The 16,303-nt window shown below is 70.2% G+C and carries 17 protein-coding genes; 13 read left to right on the plus strand and 4 right to left on the minus strand.

The window, feature by feature from the left end; translation table 11 throughout:
* From A612_RS09850 to A612_RS09880, 7 genes are all read left to right on the plus strand, one after another.
* On the plus strand, window positions 1-868 hold an 868-nt coding region (locus A612_RS09850; RefSeq protein ID WP_019374327.1), incomplete at its 5' end, for a DNA polymerase III subunit gamma/tau C-terminal domain-containing protein.
* A 101-nt stretch (window positions 869-969) separates the two neighbouring features.
* On the plus strand, window positions 970-1,302 hold the full coding sequence (locus A612_RS09855; RefSeq protein ID WP_019374328.1) for a YbaB/EbfC family nucleoid-associated protein: 333 nt from the start codon (window positions 970-972) through the stop codon (window positions 1,300-1,302).
* A 34-nt stretch (window positions 1,303-1,336) separates the two neighbouring features.
* Window positions 1,337-1,930 carry a recombination mediator RecR gene (recR, locus tag A612_RS09860; protein WP_019374329.1) on the plus strand — a complete coding sequence of 198 codons (594 nt, stop codon included), beginning with the start codon at window positions 1,337-1,339 and terminating at the stop codon, window positions 1,928-1,930.
* A 127-nt stretch (window positions 1,931-2,057) separates the two neighbouring features.
* Window positions 2,058-4,142: a hybrid sensor histidine kinase/response regulator gene (locus A612_RS09865; RefSeq protein WP_019374330.1), complete on the plus strand. Its 2,085-nt coding sequence runs from the start codon at window positions 2,058-2,060 to the stop codon at window positions 4,140-4,142.
* A 146-nt stretch (window positions 4,143-4,288) separates the two neighbouring features.
* A complete protein-coding gene (locus A612_RS09870) occupies window positions 4,289-5,335 on the plus strand; it encodes a methionine ABC transporter ATP-binding protein (RefSeq protein WP_019374331.1) in 1,047 nt (348 codons plus the stop codon).
* Window positions 5,336-5,348: 13 nt separating this feature from the next.
* Window positions 5,349-6,014, plus strand: coding sequence for a methionine ABC transporter permease (locus A612_RS09875; protein ID WP_040436553.1), 666 nt, complete (start codon window positions 5,349-5,351; stop codon window positions 6,012-6,014).
* Between the two features lie 48 nt (window positions 6,015-6,062).
* A complete protein-coding gene (locus A612_RS09880) occupies window positions 6,063-7,169 on the plus strand; it encodes a DUF6817 domain-containing protein (RefSeq protein ID WP_019374333.1) in 1,107 nt (368 codons plus the stop codon).
* Between the two features lie 26 nt (window positions 7,170-7,195).
* On the opposite strand, the gene A612_RS09885 is transcribed toward A612_RS09880, so the two are convergent.
* On the minus strand, window positions 7,196-7,846 hold the full coding sequence (locus tag A612_RS09885; RefSeq protein ID WP_019374334.1) for an FMN-dependent NADH-azoreductase: 651 nt from the start codon (window positions 7,844-7,846) through the stop codon (window positions 7,196-7,198).
* 139 nt (window positions 7,847-7,985) lie between these two features.
* Here A612_RS09885 and A612_RS09890 point away from each other — a divergent pair, with 139 nt between their 5' ends.
* The 6 genes from A612_RS09890 to A612_RS09915 all read left to right on the plus strand — a co-directional run bounded on the left by A612_RS09890 (window position 7,986) and on the right by A612_RS09915 (window position 13,514).
* Window positions 7,986-8,906: a LysR family transcriptional regulator gene (locus tag A612_RS09890; RefSeq protein WP_019374335.1), complete on the plus strand. Its 921-nt coding sequence runs from the start codon at window positions 7,986-7,988 to the stop codon at window positions 8,904-8,906.
* A 107-nt stretch (window positions 8,907-9,013) separates the two neighbouring features.
* Window positions 9,014-10,024 (plus strand): sulfate ABC transporter substrate-binding protein, encoded by a 1,011-nt coding sequence (locus tag A612_RS09895; RefSeq protein WP_019374336.1) that lies wholly within the window; start codon window positions 9,014-9,016, stop codon window positions 10,022-10,024.
* Window positions 10,025-10,047: 23 nt separating this feature from the next.
* Window positions 10,048-10,905: a sulfate ABC transporter permease subunit CysT gene (gene cysT / locus A612_RS09900; protein WP_040436549.1), complete on the plus strand. Its 858-nt coding sequence runs from the start codon at window positions 10,048-10,050 to the stop codon at window positions 10,903-10,905.
* A complete protein-coding gene (gene cysW / locus A612_RS09905) occupies window positions 10,902-11,804 on the plus strand; it encodes a sulfate ABC transporter permease subunit CysW (protein WP_019374338.1) in 903 nt (300 codons plus the stop codon). Before cysT ends, cysW begins: the two co-directional genes overlap by 4 nt.
* Window positions 11,805-11,814: 10 nt before the next feature.
* Window positions 11,815-12,942 (plus strand): sulfate/molybdate ABC transporter ATP-binding protein, encoded by a 1,128-nt coding sequence (locus tag A612_RS09910; protein ID WP_019374339.1) that lies wholly within the window; start codon window positions 11,815-11,817, stop codon window positions 12,940-12,942.
* Window positions 12,943-13,016: 74 nt separating this feature from the next.
* The gene (locus A612_RS09915) at window positions 13,017-13,514 is read left to right on the plus strand and encodes a disulfide bond formation protein B (RefSeq protein ID WP_040436551.1); all 498 of its coding nucleotides are present in this window, start codon (window positions 13,017-13,019) and stop codon (window positions 13,512-13,514) included.
* Between the two features lie 12 nt (window positions 13,515-13,526).
* Here the strand turns inward: A612_RS09915 and A612_RS09920 are convergent, their stop codons facing one another.
* The 3 genes from A612_RS09920 to argA form a co-directional block, all read right to left on the minus strand.
* Window positions 13,527-14,903, minus strand: coding sequence for an erythromycin esterase family protein (locus tag A612_RS09920; protein ID WP_019374341.1), 1,377 nt, complete (start codon window positions 14,901-14,903; stop codon window positions 13,527-13,529).
* Window positions 14,900-15,559 (minus strand): phosphoribosyltransferase, encoded by a 660-nt coding sequence (locus tag A612_RS09925; RefSeq protein WP_019374342.1) that lies wholly within the window; start codon window positions 15,557-15,559, stop codon window positions 14,900-14,902. The genes A612_RS09920 and A612_RS09925 overlap by 4 nt, the downstream gene beginning before the upstream one ends.
* An 84-nt stretch (window positions 15,560-15,643) precedes the next feature.
* The coding region (argA, locus tag A612_RS09930) for an amino-acid N-acetyltransferase (RefSeq protein WP_019374343.1) at window positions 15,644-16,303 on the minus strand (660 nt) is incomplete at its 5' end.

A 16,303-nucleotide genomic window follows, 5' to 3' on the forward strand; every position in this document is an offset into this window, starting at 1 on the left:
GCCGGCGGACGAGACGCAGCTGCTCTACAGCATCTGCCTGCATGGCCGCGCCGAACTGGGCCTGGCGCCGGACGAATACGCCGGGCTGGTCATGGTGCTGCTGCGGCTGCTGGCCTTCAAGCCTACGGGCAGTGCTCCGCCGGCTGCGCCGCCTCCCGCGGCAGAGGCTGAAAAAAAAAGCCCTGAACCGCCGGCCCCCGAGGCCCTGACGGCCGCTGCCCCTATCCCGGCGGCGTCGGGGCCGCAACCACCATCGGTCCCATCGCCATCACCGCTGCCGCCCCCGCCCAGCCCGGCCCTGCGGCTGCCGGTGCGCACCCCGGAGGACTTGGCGGCGGCGCGCACCCGCAGCGCGGCCCAGGAGCCGGAGGTGCCCGTGGATGTCGCACCGGCTCCGACCATCGCAGTGCCGGTGCGCGCGGCCCCCGAGCCTGGCGCGCGCACGCAGCCCCGCGCCACACACGAGGGCGGCACCCTGGTCCCGACGCCGGAGGGCGATCTCTGGCACGATACCGTGCAGCAGCTCGTCGCCGCCGGGGCGGTGTCCGCACTCACGCGCGAGCTGGCGCTGCAGTCGCAGCTCATCGGGCGCGATGGCGGGCACTGGCAGATCCGGGTCGAGCGCGAGTCGCTCAACCAGCCGGTGGCGCGCGAACGGCTGCGCGCCGCGCTGGAGGCGGCGGGTCACGCGCGGCAACTGACCGTCGAAGTCGGCAACGTGACGGACAGTCCGGCACGGCGCAATGCGCACGCCGCCGAGCAGCGCCAGCGCCGGGCCGAGGAGATCGTGCAGGAAGACCCGTACGTGCAGCAGCTGGTGCGCGAGTTCGGCGCGCGGATCGTGCCGGGGAGCATCCGCCCGGCCTGACGGGCAGGAAGCCGCCGCGCGCCCAAAAGTGCCGCCCCGCTCTCCCGTCATCCATCCATCCATCGAATCAACCCAACCCAACCACCGGAAGGAAACACACCATGTTCAACAAGGGACAGCTCGCGGGCCTGATGAAGCAGGCTCAGGCCATGCAGGACAACCTGAAGAAGGCGCAGGACGAGCTGGCGAACGTCGAGGTCGAGGGCGAGTCGGGCGCCGGCCTGGTCAAGGTCCTCATGACCTGCAAGCACGACGTCAGGCGCGTGACCATCGACCCCAGCCTGCTGGAGGACGACAAGGACATGCTCGAGGATCTGGTGGCGGCCGCCTTCAACGCGGCCGTGCGCCGCGCCGAGGAGACTTCCCAGGAGAAGATGGCGAAGATCACGGCCGGCATGCCGGGCCTGCCGCCCGGCATGAAGTTCCCGTTCTGAGCGCCGCCCCGGCCACCGCGAAGGCTCCGAGGCCATGGCATCCGATACGGGTTCCCTCGACGCGCTGATCCAGGCGCTGCGCCGGCTGCCGGGCATCGGCCAGAAGTCGGCCCAGCGCATGGCCTTCCACCTGTTGCAGCACGACCGGGCGGGGGCCCAGCTGCTGTCGCAGGCGCTGTCGCAGGCCAGCGCGCAGGTGCGCCATTGCGAGCGCTGCCACACCTTCACCGAAGGCGCGCTGTGCGCCGTCTGCCAGGACGCCACGCGCGATGCCTCGCGCCTGTGCGTGGTCGAGACCCCGGCCGACCAGGCGGCCATGGAGCGCACCGGCGCGTTCAAGGGGCTGTACTTCGTGCTCATGGGGCGCCTGTCGCCGCTGAACGGGGTCGGCCCGCGCGACATCGGCGTGCGCGAGCTGCTGGAGCGCGCGGGCGACGGCATGGTGCGCGAGGTCATCCTGGCCACCAGCTTCACGGCCGAGGGCGAGGCCACGGCCCATGCGCTGGCCGAGGCGCTGCGCCGCCGAGGCGTGCAGGTCACGCGGCTGGCGCGCGGGGTGCCGATCGGCAGCGAGCTGGAATATGTGGACCTGGGCACCATCGCCCACGCCCTCGCGGACCGGCGCTGAACCCGGGGCGCTGTGGCCTTTGCCGGCATGGTGTCCGTCGCTACACTGCGTGTTGGCGTGGCGCGCGCGGGCCCGCGCAGCGGCGCCGCAGGTGGGCGCCGCGGCACGCCACGATGCATGAACGACCATGGCTGAAGATCCGCATCCATCGCAGGGGTTTCCCCACGCGCCCGGCCTGATGAGCGCCAGGGTGCGCGACTTCGACTGGGCCTCGCACCCGCTCGGGCCGATCGCGCAGTGGCCGGATGCGCTGCGCATGGTGCTCGACCTGATCCTCTCCTCGCATTTCCCCAAATCCTTGGCCTGGGGCGAGCAGGAGTTCATGTTCTACAACGATGCCTACCGGCCCTTCCTCGGGGACAAGCCGGAGGCGCTCGGGCGCCCGCTGTTCGAGGTCTGGCCGGAGGTGCGGGACGAGTTGCGTCCCATCGCCGAACGCGCACTGGCGGGGGAATCGACCTACCACCGCGACAAGTTGCTGCTGCTGAAGCGCTACGGCTATCCGGAGCCGATGGTGTTCTCCTTCTCCTACAGCCCCGTGCGCGACGAGCGGGGGGTGGTCAGGGGCTGGCTCGCCACCATGATGGAGACCACCCAGGTGCAGCACGCCCAGCAGCAGTTGCGCGACATGGCGGCGGCGCTGGAGCAGCAGGTCGCGCTGCGCACGGCCGACCGGGACCGCCTGTGGAACCTGTCGGACGCCCTGATGATCGTGGCGCGTTTCGACGGCACCATCGTCGCTGCCAACCCGGGATGGACGGCTGCCCTGGGCTGGACCGAGGTCGAGACCGTGGGGCGCCATATCCGCGCCTTCGTCCATCGGGAGGATGCGTCGGCCCTGGACATGGAGGGCGCGCTGCTGCGCAACGTGGACCAGCGGCACGTACAGATGCGTTTCCTGCGCAGCGACGGCCAGGTGCGCACGATCCGCTGGTCGGTGGTGGCGGCCGACGGCTTCCTGCACGCCGTGGGGCGCGACGAGACCGAGGAGATCGAGCGCACGCGCCAGCTCAACGACACCCAGGAACGCTTGCGCCAGGGCCAGAAGATGGAGGCCATCGGCCAGCTCACGGGCGGCATCGCGCACGATTTCAACAACATGCTGCAGGGGATCGTGCTGCCGCTGCAGCTGATGCAGCGTCGCCTCGCCCAGGGGCGGACACAGGAGGTGGGGGGCTACATCGACGCGGCGCTGGCATCGGCCCGGCGCGCGGCCTCGCTCACGCAGCGGCTGCTGGCCTTCTCGCGGCGCCAGCCACTGGATGTGCGACCGACCGACATGGCCGCCGCGCTGCAGGGGCTGGAGAGCATGCTGCGCAGCAGCTGCGGCGAGAACATCGCGCTGGCGCTGGAGATTCCGGAGGGGTTGTGGAGCGTGCAGACCGACCGGCACCAGTTGGAGAACGCCGTGCTCAACCTCGCCATCAATGCGCGCGACGCCATGCCTGGCGGCGGCACGCTGCGCCTGCAGGCGGCCAACGAGGAAGTGACCAGCGAGCACGGCAGCGGGCGCGGGCGCAGCGGCCTGCAGCCGGGCAGCTACGTGCGCGTGAGCGTGTCGGACACGGGCACGGGCATGACGGAGGACGTGATCGAGCGCGCCTTCGATCCCTTTTTCACGACCAAGCCGATCGGCCAGGGAACCGGCCTGGGCCTGTCGATGGTCTACGGCTACATGCGCCAGACGGGCGGTGCGGTGGAGATCGAGAGCGGGCCGGGAGGCTCCACCGTGCACCTGTACCTGCCGCGCAGCGAGCAATCCGCAGGCGAGGAAGCACCGGGCACCCTGAGCCCCGAGCCGCTGGTGCGGCGGCGCGATTCGGTGTTGGTGGTCGAGGACGATGCCACCGTGCGCACCCTGGTGGTCGAGCTGCTGCGCGACCTGGGCTTTCAGGTCATGCACGCCTCCAACGGCAGCGACGCGATGGCGCTGCTGTCGGGGGCGCTGCAGTACGACCTGCTCGTCACCGACGTGGGCCTGCCCGGCCCGAACGGCCGCCAAGTGGCGGATTTTGCGCGCGAGCGCCTGCCGGCGATCCGCGTGCTCCTGATGACCGGCTATGCCGAGCGCGCGGCCATGAGCGATGACCTCATGGGCGCGGCCATGGAGCTGATCGTCAAGCCCTTCGATGCCCCGGCCTTCGTGCAGAAGGTGCAGCAGATGATGCGCTGCGAGGAGATGGCGCTGCACGATCCTTCCCGGGCGGACTGAGCCTGGTCGGGGGCAAGGGCGGGACGGGAGACGGCACCGCAGGGCCAGTGGGTAGAATGCGCCCCCTTGGCGCCGGCCGGGCGGCGCCGGGGCCTGCCGCCTCGCCCGTGGAGCGGCGCGGCGCCGTCCTGCTTCCTGCATTTCCCATGATCGACCTCCGGGGTATCTCCCAGATCTACCAGGGCCCCAGCGGCCCCGTCGAGGCCCTGCGCGGCATCGACCTGCACGTCACGCCAGGCGAAGTCTTCGGCATCATCGGCCGCAGCGGCGCCGGCAAGAGTTCGCTGGTGCGTGTCATCAACCTGCTGAACCGGCCCTCCAGCGGGCAGGTGTGGGTCGCCGGGCGCGACATGACGCGGCTGCCCGAGGCCGAGCTGCGCGCCGCGCGCCGCGAGATAGGCATGGTGTTCCAGCACTTCAACCTGCTGTCATCGCGCACCGTCTGGGGCAACGCCGCGCTGCCGCTGGAGCTGGCCGGCATGGACGGCGCGCAGATCCGCGAGCGCGTGGGGCCACTGCTGGAGCTGGTGGGCCTGTCGCACCTGGCCGATCGCTATCCGGCGCAGATCTCGGGCGGGCAGAAGCAGCGCGTGGGCATTGCCCGGGCGCTGGCCAGTCGCCCGAAGGTGCTGCTGTCCGACGAGGCCACCAGCGCGCTGGACCCGGAGACCACGCGCTCCATCCTGGAGCTGCTGCGCCAGGTCAACCGCGACCTGGGCGTGACGGTGGTCCTCATCACGCACCAGATGCAGGTCATCAAGCAGATCGCCGACCGCGTGGCGGTGATCGACGCCGGGCGCATCGCCGAGATGGGCGGCGTGGTCGAGCTGTTCACTCGGCCGCGCGAGGCGATCACCAAGAGCCTGATCGACGAGATCGTGCCGCAGGAGCTGCCCGCCAGCGTGCTCTCGCGCGTGCGCCAGCTGGCCGCGCGCCTGGCGCCGGGGCAGGGCGGCCAGCTGCTGCGCCTGTCGTATGCGGGCGAGCAGGCCTACGAGCCGATCCTGTCGCACCTGATCCGCGAACTGGGGCTGGACCTGTCGATCCTGCACGGGCAGATCGACGAGATCCAGCAACAGACCTTCGGCTCGCTGGCGGTGTACGCCAGCGGGCCCATGGTGCGCATCGGTGCGGCGGTCGACTACCTGCGCGGGCAGGGTGTGGCGGTGCGCACCGTGGATGTGGATGACTGAGGGCCTGGTGGAGATGTTCGAGAATTTTTCGGAAATGATGCTGGAGCTGTTCGCCGTCTCGCTGTGGGAGACGGTGGTCATGGTCGGCGTGTCCGGCGTGCTCGGCGGGCTGCTCGGCATCCCGCTGGGGGTGTTCCTGCGGCTGACGGACGAGGGCGGCATCCTGCAAAACGGCTGGGCCAACCGGCTGGTGGGCGGCATCGTGAACGCCGTGCGCTCCACGCCCTTCATCATCCTGCTGGTGGCCATCATCCCGTTCACGCGCCTGGTGACGGGCTCGTCCATCGGCACCTGGGCGGCGGTGGTGCCGCTGACCCTGGCGGCCGCGCCCTTCGTCGCGCGGCTGGTGGAGACGGCGCTGCGCGAGGTGGACAACGGCCTGGTGGAGGCGGCGCAATCCATGGGCGCCAGCACCTGGCAGATCGTCTGGAAGGTGCTGCTGCCCGAGGCGCTGCCGGGGATCGTGGCGGGCCTGACCATCAGCTTCGTGAGCCTTACGGGCTACTCGGCCATGGCCGGCGCCGTGGGTGGCGGTGGCCTGGGGGACCTGGGCATCCGCTACGGCTACCAGCGTTTCCTGCCGGACGTGATGCTCGCCGTGGTGGTCATCCTGATCGTCTTCGTGCAGGCCATCCAGAGCCTGGGCGACTGGGCCGTGCGGCGCCTGTCGCACCGCTGAGGCGGCGTGCCACATACTCGGGGCCAGGAAAAGACTGGAGACCCCGAGATGAGCCACGCACCCCCCCTGTTCGCCCCGCTGGACGAGGCCCTGCTGCAGCGCGCCCTGCCGCTGCTCGATGAGGAATGGCTGCAGCGCGACGCCGATCTGGCGCCGGTGCTGCCCGTGGTGCTGGCCCGCGGCGTCGGCCAGGACTGGCACAAGGCCGGCACCTTCCGCCACCACCTGGTGGGCGTGGCGCGCTCGCTCAGCCTGTGGCAGCAGCCGCGCGAGGTGCGCCTGCTGGGGCTGCTGCACAGCGTCTATGGCAATGCCTTCGTGGACCTGGTGAAGTTCGATGCCGCCAGCGAGCGCCAGCGCCTGCAGCAACTCGTGGGCGAGCCGGCCGAGCATCTGGTGCACCGTTTCTGCACCGTGAACCGCGCGCAGTTCGTGCAGCGGCTGTTGGCTGGCGAAGCGGCGGACGACGGCACGCTGCAAGTCGAGCTCAACGGCCCGGCGCCGCGCACGAGTGTGCGCCTGAGCGCCCACGAGGTCGCGGCCTTCGCCGTCGTCAGCATGGCCGACACCATCGAGCAGTGGTTCAGCTGGCAGGACGAGGTCTATTCGCGTTTTCCGGCGACCGACCTCGCGCGCCGCCAGGCGGTGCACTGGGCGGCCTCGCTGTGGCCGGGGCCGATGCGCCCCACGGCGCGCATGGTCAGCCAGGTCGCGGCGCTGGGCCGGGCGCTTCGACATCCCGCCCTGGCAGGGCAACTTCCTATGCCGCCGGTGTTCGGTGGCTGTTCGCTGGAACTCTCGCCCCGGGACGAGGCGGCCGCCACGGCGCTGTACTGGTCGGTGGTGCAGCTGGACCAGCCGCTGGTGGATCTGGACGGTGCCACGGCGACGCTGGAGCAGGCCGTGCGGCTGAACCCATGGGTGGGCGAGCCGCAGATGGTGCTGGCGCAGCTGTACCTCTCGGCCGGCCGCAACGCGGATGCTGCTCGTGCAGCGGCCGGTGCATTGCAGCAGTTCTGTGCCTGGGGCAACTCCTGGGACAAGCGCGTGCAGTGGGATGCCTGGGTTGCCTGGACGCGCATCCTGCTGCAGTCGGCGAGCGAAGGCACTTGGCCCGAGCGGCTGGACAAGCTGAACAACCTGGCCTTGCGCTGAAACCCGCAGCCGGGGCGCGGCTGTCCTCAGGCGACCTCGGCCATCCGCTCCTGGTTGGCTGCCTGCGGCCGCACCTGCTCGTGGATCGCCTCCAGCGCGGCCGCGAGGGCCTGCGCGCGCGCCTCGTCGCCCAGGGCCGTGCCTTCGGCGCGCACGATGCGCACGTCCGTCACGCCAAAGAAGCCGAAAAGGGTCTGGAGGTAGCTTTCCTGGTGCTCCAGCGCACGCCCGGCCTCGCTGGTGGAATACACCCCGCCGCGGCTGGAGGCGATGAGCACGGTCTTGCCGCCCGCCAGCCCCTCGGCGCCCTGGGGCGTGTAGCGGAAGGTGCGCCCCGGCTGGGCGAGGCGGTCCAGCCAGGCCTTGAGCTGGGTCGGGATGGTGAAGTTGTAGAGCGGCGCGCCAACCACCACCACGTCCGCGGCGAGGAATTGGCGCACCAGCCGCTCGGAGACGGCGTTCTCGCGCAGCTGCGCCTCGCTCAGGCCCTCGGTCTGGCCGGTGCGCGGCGCCATGGCGTCCATGGTGAAATGGGCGGGCGCCTCGCGCACCAGGTCCAGGTACTCGACCTGGGTGCCGGCGTGGGCCTGCACCCAGGCCTCGACGATCCGGGCGCTCAGTTGGCGCGAGATGGAATGTTCGCCGGTGATGGCGGAATCGACGTGCAGCAGACGCATGGAAATTCCTTATCGTTCAGGGATGGAATGCGGGTAAACCCCAAGTTTGGGACTGGGTTCGATTATGTATTTGTCCACAATGTTTGATAACCGGGCGCCGATGCGATAGATTGTTCCGTCAACAGGACAATGGGCTTCCATGCAGGATCTGAACGACATGCTGTATTTCGCCGAGGTGGCCGAGCGTGGAGGCTTCGCGGCGGCCGGTCGGGCGCTGGGCATCCCCAAATCCCGCCTGTCGCGCCGCGTGGCGGAGCTGGAGGCGCGCCTGGGGGTGCGCCTCCTGCAGCGCACCACGCGCAGCCTGTCGCTGACCGAGGTCGGCCAGGCCTACCTGCGCCACTGCCAGGCGATGCGCGATGCCGCCGAGGCGGCCCAGGAGGCGGTCGAGCAGGTACACAGCGAGCCCCGCGGCACGGTGCGCGTCAGCTGTCCGGTGACGCTGGCGCAGTCGGTGCTGGGCGAGCTGCTGCCGGGTTTTCTGGCGCGCTGTCCGGCGGTGCGCGTGGAGATGCAGGTCAGCAACCGCGTGGTGAACGTGGTGGAGGAGGGCATCGACGTGGCCCTGCGGGTGCGCAGCCAGCTGGACGACAGCGGCAGCATGGTGGTCAAGCGGCTGGGAGAAGGGCGCCAGCTTCTGGTCGCCAGCCCCGCCCAGCTGGAGCGCCAGGGAAGCCCCGCGACGCTGCAGGATCTGCAGCGCATGGACATGCTCGCCATGTCGGCAGTGCACGGACGCTCGAGCCTGTTGCTCGTCGGCCCTGGCGGGCGGCAGGAGACACTGCAGTTCAGTCCGCGCCTGGTGGCGGACGATCTGCTGGTGCTGCAGCAGGCGGCACGCGCCGGCATCGGATTGTGCTGGTTGCCGGACTACCTGTGCGCCTCCGACATCGAGGCCGGGCGCCTCGCCCGGGTGCTGCCCGACTGGGAGCCGCCGCGCGGGATCGTGCATGCGGTCTTCGCCTCGCGCCGCGGCCTGGCGCCGGCGGTGCGCAGCTTCCTGGATTTCCTGGGAGAAAGCCTGCCGGCGCGGGTGCGTCTGGGCCCCCAGGCGCCTTGATGGCTTATTCTATTTTTATATAAACAAAAAAGAAATTATTGTTTTGTGATCTAAGCGTCCCTTCGGACAATGCCTGCAGTCCCGTTTTCCCCATGCAGGTGTTACCGATGATCTCCAAGACGCATTCCCTCAAGGCCCTGGTGGCCGCTGTTGCCCTGGCCGCGAGCGGCCTGGCGGCCGCCCAAGCCAACGCGCTGCTGAACGTCAGCTACGACGTGGCGCGCGAGTTCTACAAGGACTACAACGCGGCCTTCATCGCCCACTACAAGAAGACCCAAGGCGTGGACATCAAGGTGGACCAGTCGCACGCCGGCTCCAGCGCGCAGGCGCGTGCCGTCAACGACGGGCTGGCCGCCGACGTCGTCACCTTCAACACCACCACCGACGTGCAGTTCCTGGCCGACAACGGCGTGGTCGCCAAGGACTGGGCAACGAAGTTCCCGCACGAGGCTTCGCCCACCACCTCCACCATGCTGTTCCTGGTGCGCCACGGCAACCCGAAGAACATCAAGGACTGGGACGACCTGATCCGCCCGGACGTGAAGGTCATCGTGGTCAACCCCAAGCCCGGCGGCAACGGCCGCTATGCCTACCTCGCGGCCTGGGGCAGCGTGCGCGAGAAGGGCGGCAGCGACGCGCAGGCGGCGGAGTTCGTCGCCAAGATGTACAAGAACGTGCCGGTGCTCGCCAAGGGTGGGCGCGACGCCACCGCCACCTTCCTGCAGCGCGGCATCGGCGATGTGCTGATCACCTTCGAGTCCGAGGTCGTCTCGGTCGAGCGCGAGTTCGGCAAGGGCAAGGTGGATGCGGTCTATCCCTCGGTCAGCATCACGGCCAAAAACCCGGTCGCCGTGGTCGAGCGCACGGTGGCGAAGAAGGGCACGGCCGAGCTGGCCAAGGCCTACCTGGACTACCTGTACTCGGACGAGGCGCAGGAAATCGCCGCCCGGCACGCCATCCGCCCGCGCTCCGAGGGCGTGCTGAAGAAGTACGCCGAGCAGTTCAAGCCCATCCAGCAGTTCGCCGTCTCCAAGTACTTCGGCTCGCTCAGCGAGGCGCAGAAGGTGCATTTCAACGACGGCGGCCAGTTCGACAAGCTGTACCAGCCCGGCAAGTGACTCCCGCGATCCGCCAGGCTGCCATGGCTCCATCGACACCGGGCCCGGACCGGGCCCGCCGCCGGCGCGTGCTGCCCGGCTTCGGCCTGACGCTGGGCTACACGCTGTTCTACCTGAGCATCATCGTGCTGATCCCGCTGCTGGCGCTGCTGGGCAAGAGCTTCACGCTGTCCTGGCCGCAGTTCTGGGAGGCCGTGAGCGCGCCGCGCGTGCTGGCCTCCTACCGCCTGACCTTCGGCGCGTCCTTCCTCGCCGCCTGCGTGAACCTGGTGTTCGGGCTGCTGATCGCCTGGGTGCTGGTGCGCTACCAGTTTCCCGGCAAGCGGATCTTCGACGCGCTGGTGGACCTGCCCTTCGCGCTGCCCACGGCGGTGGCGGGCATCTCGCTCACGGCGCTGCTGGCCGGCAACGGCTGGGTCGGGCAATACCTGGAGCCGCTGGGCATCCAGCTGGCCTTCAACCCGAACGGCGTGGTGATCGCGCTGATCTTCATCGGCCTGCCGTTCATCGTGCGCACCGTGCAACCGGTGCTCGAGGACACGGAAAAGGAGCTGGAGGAGGCGGCGACCAGCCTGGGCGCGACGCGCTGGCAGATCTTTCGCCACGTCATCTTCCCGGCCATTCTGCCGGCGCTGCTCACCGGCTTTGCCATGGCCTTCGCACGCGCCATCGGCGAATACGGATCGGTCATCTTCATCGCCGGCAACATGCCCATGGTCTCCGAGATCACGCCTCTCATCATCATCGGCAAGCTGGAGCAGTACGACGTGGCGGGTGCCACGGCGGTGGCGGTGGTGATGCTCGCCATGTCCTTCGTGATGCTGCTGCTGATCAATGCGCTGCAGGCCTGGCAGCGCCGGCGCGCGGGGATGCCGGCATGAGCGCGCGCCCTGGGACCACCGAAGCGCCCTGGGTGCGCCGCACGCTGATCGGCGTGGCGCTGCTGTTCATGCTGCTGTTCCTGGTGCTGCCGCTGGCGGCGGTGTTCGCCGAGGCGCTGCGCCAGGGCCTGCAGGCCTACCTGGCAGGGCTGGCCGAGCCGGAGGCCTGGTCGGCGATCCGCCTGACGCTGCTCACGGCGCTCATCGCGGTGCCGCTGAACCTGGTGTTCGGCGTGGCGGCCGCGTGGTGCATCGCCAAGTTCGAGTTCCGTGGCAAGGCTTTCCTGACCACACTGATCGACCTGCCGTTCTCCATCTCGCCGGTGGTCGCGGGCCTGATGTACGTGCTGGTCTTCGGCGCCAACGGCTGGCTGGGGCCCTGGCTTGCGGCCCACGACATCAAGATCATCTTCGCCGTGCCGGGCATCGTGCTGGCGACCGTGTTCGTCACCTTCCCGTTCATTGCGCGCGAACTGATCCCGCTGATGCAGGCGCAGGGCAGCGACGAGGAGCAGGCGGCGGTGGTGCTGGGCGCGAGCGGCTGGCAGACCTTCCGCCACGTGACGCTGCCGAACATCAAGTGGGGGCTGCTGTACGGGGTGATCCTGTGCAACGCGCGCGCCATGGGCGAGTTCGGGGCGGTCTCGGTGGTCTCGGGCCACATCCGCGGCCAGACCAACACCATCCCACTGCACGTGGAGATCCTCTACAACGAGTACCAGTCGGTGGCGGCCTTCGCCGCGGCCTCGCTGCTGGCGCTGCTGGCGCTGGTGACGCTGGTCATCAAGACGCTGGCCGAATGGAAGAGCGAGCAGGAGGCGCGCGCCGCCGCAGCCCTGCCGCCCGAGCGCCCCACGGCCGCAGGCGGGTCTGTTCCCGTGGCCGCGGCCCACACATGAGAGACGCAGCATGAGCATCGAAATCCGCCACATCAGCAAGCAGTTCGGCAGCTTCCGGGCGCTGGACGACGTCAGCCTGGACATCGCCTCGGGCGAACTCATCGCCCTGCTCGGGCCCTCGGGCTGCGGCAAGACCACGCTGCTGCGGATCATCGCCGGCTTGGAGACGCCGGACGCGGGCAGCATCCACTTCAGCGGCGCCGACACCACCGGGGTGCACGTGCGCGAGCGCGGCGTGGGCTTCGTGTTCCAGCACTACGCGCTGTTTCGCCACATGACGGTGTTCGACAACGTCGCTTTCGGGCTGCGCATGAAGCCGCGGCGCGAGCGCCCGAGCGAGGCCGCGATCCGCGCCAAGGTCATGGAGCTGCTGTCGCTGGTGCAGCTCGACTGGATCGCCGACCGCTACCCGGGGCAACTCTCGGGCGGGCAGCGCCAGCGCATTGCCCTGGCGCGGGCGCTGGCCGTCGAGCCCAAGGTGCTGCTGCTCGACGAGCCCTTCGGCGCGCTCGATGCCAAGGTGAGGAAGGAGCTGCGCCGCTGGCTGCGCCGCCTGCACGACGAGCTGCACGTGACCAGCATCTTCGTCACGCACGACCAGGAGGAGGCGCTGGAGGTGGCCGACCGGGTGGTGGTCATCAATCAGGGCCGCATCGAGCAGCAGGGCACGCCCCAGCAGGTCTGGGACAACCCGGCCAGCCCCTTCGTCTATGGCTTCCTGGGCGACGTGAACCTGTTCAAGGGGCGCGCCCGCGACGGGCGCATCCACCTGGACGACGGCCTGCAGCTCGACAGCCCGGAGGAGGCAGCCGCCGAAGGCACCGAAGCCTTCGCCTACGTGCGGCCGCACGAGCTCGACGTGCAGCGCTACTCGCCGGGCCAGGCGCTCGATGCGCAGGGGCGGCCGAGTGGCCTGGTTGCGCAGCTCGAGCGCGCCATCGTGGTCGGGCCGCTCGCGCGGCTGGAACTTGTGCCCGACGGCGCGAACCAAAGCGCGGACAATGCGCATCCCGCGAGCCTGATCGAGGCCCACATTCCCGCGCAGCAGTTCTACGACATGGGATTGCGCGAGGGCGAGACGCTGGTGGTGACGCCACGGCGCGCCCGGGTGTTCCTCGACTACGCCGCGGGTATCTGAAGGCCTGCCCGGCCCCGTTCGAGGGGCGGGTGCGCCGCCCCTTCTTGGAGAGATCTCTCGTGCTTTTGCAATGGATGGATGGCGCCCCCCGGCGCGTGCTGGCGCTGATCGCCGCGGCCTGCGTGGCGATGCTCGCCTTCGGCATGTACCTGCAGCATGTGGTGGGGCTGGAACCCTGCCCGATGTGCGTCGTGCAGCGTTATGCGCTGATCGCGGTGGCGGTCTTCACGGGTCTGGCGAGCCTGCGTGCGGGGCGCGGCTGGTGGATGGGCTTCGGAGGGCTGGCGCTGCTGTCGGCAGGCTTCGGCGCCTTCGTCGCCGCGCGCCAGAGCTGGCTGCAGTGGTATCCACCGGAGGTCGCCACCTGCGGGCGCGACTTCTACGGGATGATCGAAAACTACCCCATCAGCCGCGCCATTCCCATGATCTTCCGCGGATCGGGCGACTGCTCGGCAGTGGACTGGCGCTTCCTCGGAGGCTCCATCGCCAACTGGTCCTTCCTGTGGTTCGTGGCCTTCAGCCTGGTGCTGCTGGTGCTGATCGTGCGCGGGGCGCGGCGGCGCGGCCGCTGACGCCTGCGGCGCTCACAGACCGCTCGGCCAGGTCTCGGGCACCTCGCCTTCGCCTTCCTGCCACAGCGGCTCGGGCTCGAGCGGCTGCAGGGCATGCGTGCGGCCGATGTGCAGCAGCGCGTCGAACTGCGCCGGCAGGCGGGCGTGGAAATAATGGCTCTGGCGTTCGGTCTGTGGTGCGTAGACCACGCCAATGGCGCGCTGCAGGCGCGGCGCCGCGAGAAGCCGCGCCACGGCGAACTGGTCGCGCAGCGGCAGCCAGAAGCGGTCCGGTCCAGCCTCTTGGAACAGGCGCTCGAAGCTGCCCGGCAGCGGTTGGCGCACGCGCTTGCGCTCGGCCGGGCCGCCCCAGTCGGACGCCGCCGTGACGCTGCCTTCGCTGGTGGTCAGCCCGACCAGCAGGGCCTCGCGGCCCCAGCGCTCGCGCGCCAGCTGGCCGACGTTCCATTCGCCGCGCTCGCCCATCTCGGTGGCGCTGGCATCGCCCAGGTGCGAGTTGTGGGCCCACACGGCCATGCGCGGTGCCGTGCCGCGCGTGGCCTGCAGGTGGCGCTCCAGCGCCGCCAGCGTCTGGACCATGTGGGTATCCCGCAGGTTCCAGGTGGACACGCGCCCGCGGAACATGCTGCGGTAGTACTCCTCGGCGTTGCGCACCAGGCGGGCGTTTTGCTGGGCATAGAAGGCCTCGTCGCGCTCCGGTCCGAGCGTGGCGGCGGCGCGGCGGTTCATCTCCAGGAGCTGCGCGATGGCCTCGTCTTCGCAGCTGGGCCGCGCGCCGAAGGCGGCGCCCCAGCCGTAGGCCTGGCTGTCCTCGGGAGCGTAGTGGTCGAAGCAGGCATAGCGCTCGCGCGCGCGGGCGGCGGCCCCGGGATCGACCGACTGCAGATGCTCGATCACCGCATGCATGGAGGCGTGCAGGCTGTAGAGGTCCATGCCGAAAAAACCCACCTGCCGTCCCGCCGGAACGCTGCGGTTGTGCTCGCGCAGCCACTCGACGAATTCCTCCACCACGGTGTTGCGCCACATCCAGGCTGGAAAGCGCGCGAAGTCCGAGAGCGCCTGCGCGGCGCTGGCATCCTCGGAGCGGCCGCGCACGTAGCGGTCCACGCGCAGCGCATCGGGCCAGTCGGCTTCCGCGACCACCGCGGTGCAGCCGTGCTGCTCGATCAGGGCCCGGGTCAGGCGGGCGCGCTCCAGGTAGAACTCGTGCGTGCCGTGGCTGGCCTCGCCGATCAGCACCAGCCGCGCCTGTGCCATCAGCTCCACCAGGCCGTCCGCTTGGTCGGCGCGCTCGAAGGGCCGCAGGTGCGGTGCGAGCCCCTTGAGCAGGCGCGTGTCGTCATCGGTGGCGCCGTCGGCCGGGGTGTCCAGGGGGTCGCCGGGCTTCATGGCTGCGCTCCGGCGGTCTGCTGCAGGGCTCGTTCGAGCAGCGCCAGCACCTCCTCGTCCTGCACTTGGCGAAAATCCTCATACCACGCGCCGACCGCATGGAAGGGTTCGGGCATGCGCGGACATACCACTGCATCGGCACAGGCGCGCAGCGCCTCGCAGGTCTCGCGCGCGCCCACGGGCGCGGCCAGCACCAGCTCTTGCGGGCCCTGGGCGCGGATCGCCTCGGCTGCGGCCCGCATGGTGGCGCCCGTGGCCAGGCCGTCGTCCACCACGATCACCGTGCGCCCGCCCAGTTCCGGCAGCGGGCGATCGCCCCGATAGGCCCGCTCGCGGCGCTCCAGCTCCTGCAGTTCGCTGCGGACCACCGCGTCCAGCGCCCCGGGCGCCACACGCCCGCTGCCCGGGTTCATCACGCGTGTGCCGCCGCTGGCGACGGCGCCGACGGCGAACTCCGGGTGGTCCGGATGGCCGATCTTGCGCACCAGAAAGACCTCGAGCGGCGCCCCCAGCGCGTGCGTGACCTCGTAGGCGACCGGCACGCCGCCGCGCGGCAGGGCCAGCATCAGTAGCCCCGGCGCGTGCCGGTAACGCTCCAGCTCGCGCGCCAGCACCTGACCGGCCTCGCTGCGGTCTTTGTAGGGCAAGACAGCCATGACGCACTCCTTTGGAGCGCAATGTAGGCCGGGCCGGCCCCCCGCTCCGTGCGCGGCGGGGCGGTGCCCCTGTAGGACAAAAGCCTAGGGCACCAGCCTCTTGACCAGCACCTGGCTCTTTCTGTCCCAGTTGTACTTGCGCTTGCGCGCCTCCGGCAGCCACTCCGGATCGACCGGCTCGAAGCCGCGCTTGAGGAACCAGTGCATGGTGCGTGTCGTGAGCACGAAGATGCTCTCCAGGCCCAGCATGCGCGCGCGCTGCTCGATGCGCTTGAGCAGCTTCTCCCCGTCGCCCGTGCCCTGGCTCTGGGGCGAGACGGTCACGGCCGCCATCTCGGCGGTGCGCGCCTCGGGGTAGGGGTGCAGCGCGGCGCAGCCGAAGATCACGCCGTCGTGTTCGATCACCGTGTAGTTGGCGATGTCGCGCTCGATGTCCTTGCGGTCGCGCTTGACGAGCGTGCCGTCGCGCTCGAAAGGCTCGATCAGCTGCAGGATGCTGCCCACGTCGTCGATGGTGGCCTCCCGCAGTTCCTCGAGCTTCTCGTCGATGACCATGGTGCCGATGCCGTCGTGCACGTAGATCTCCAGCAGCAGCGCCCCGTCCACGCCGAAGGGCAGGATGTGGCTGCGTTCCACGCCATGCTCGCAGGCGCGCACGCAGTGCTGCAGGTAGAAGCCGGCGTCGGTGGGCCGCTCGGGCGGGGGCAGCTGCGCCAGCAGCCGGCGCGCCGCCGCCAGCGGCAG

It is taken from the genome of Melaminivora alkalimesophila (assembly GCF_000282995.1).
Taxonomy (GTDB): Bacteria; Pseudomonadota; Gammaproteobacteria; order Burkholderiales; family Burkholderiaceae_C; genus Melaminivora; species Melaminivora alkalimesophila.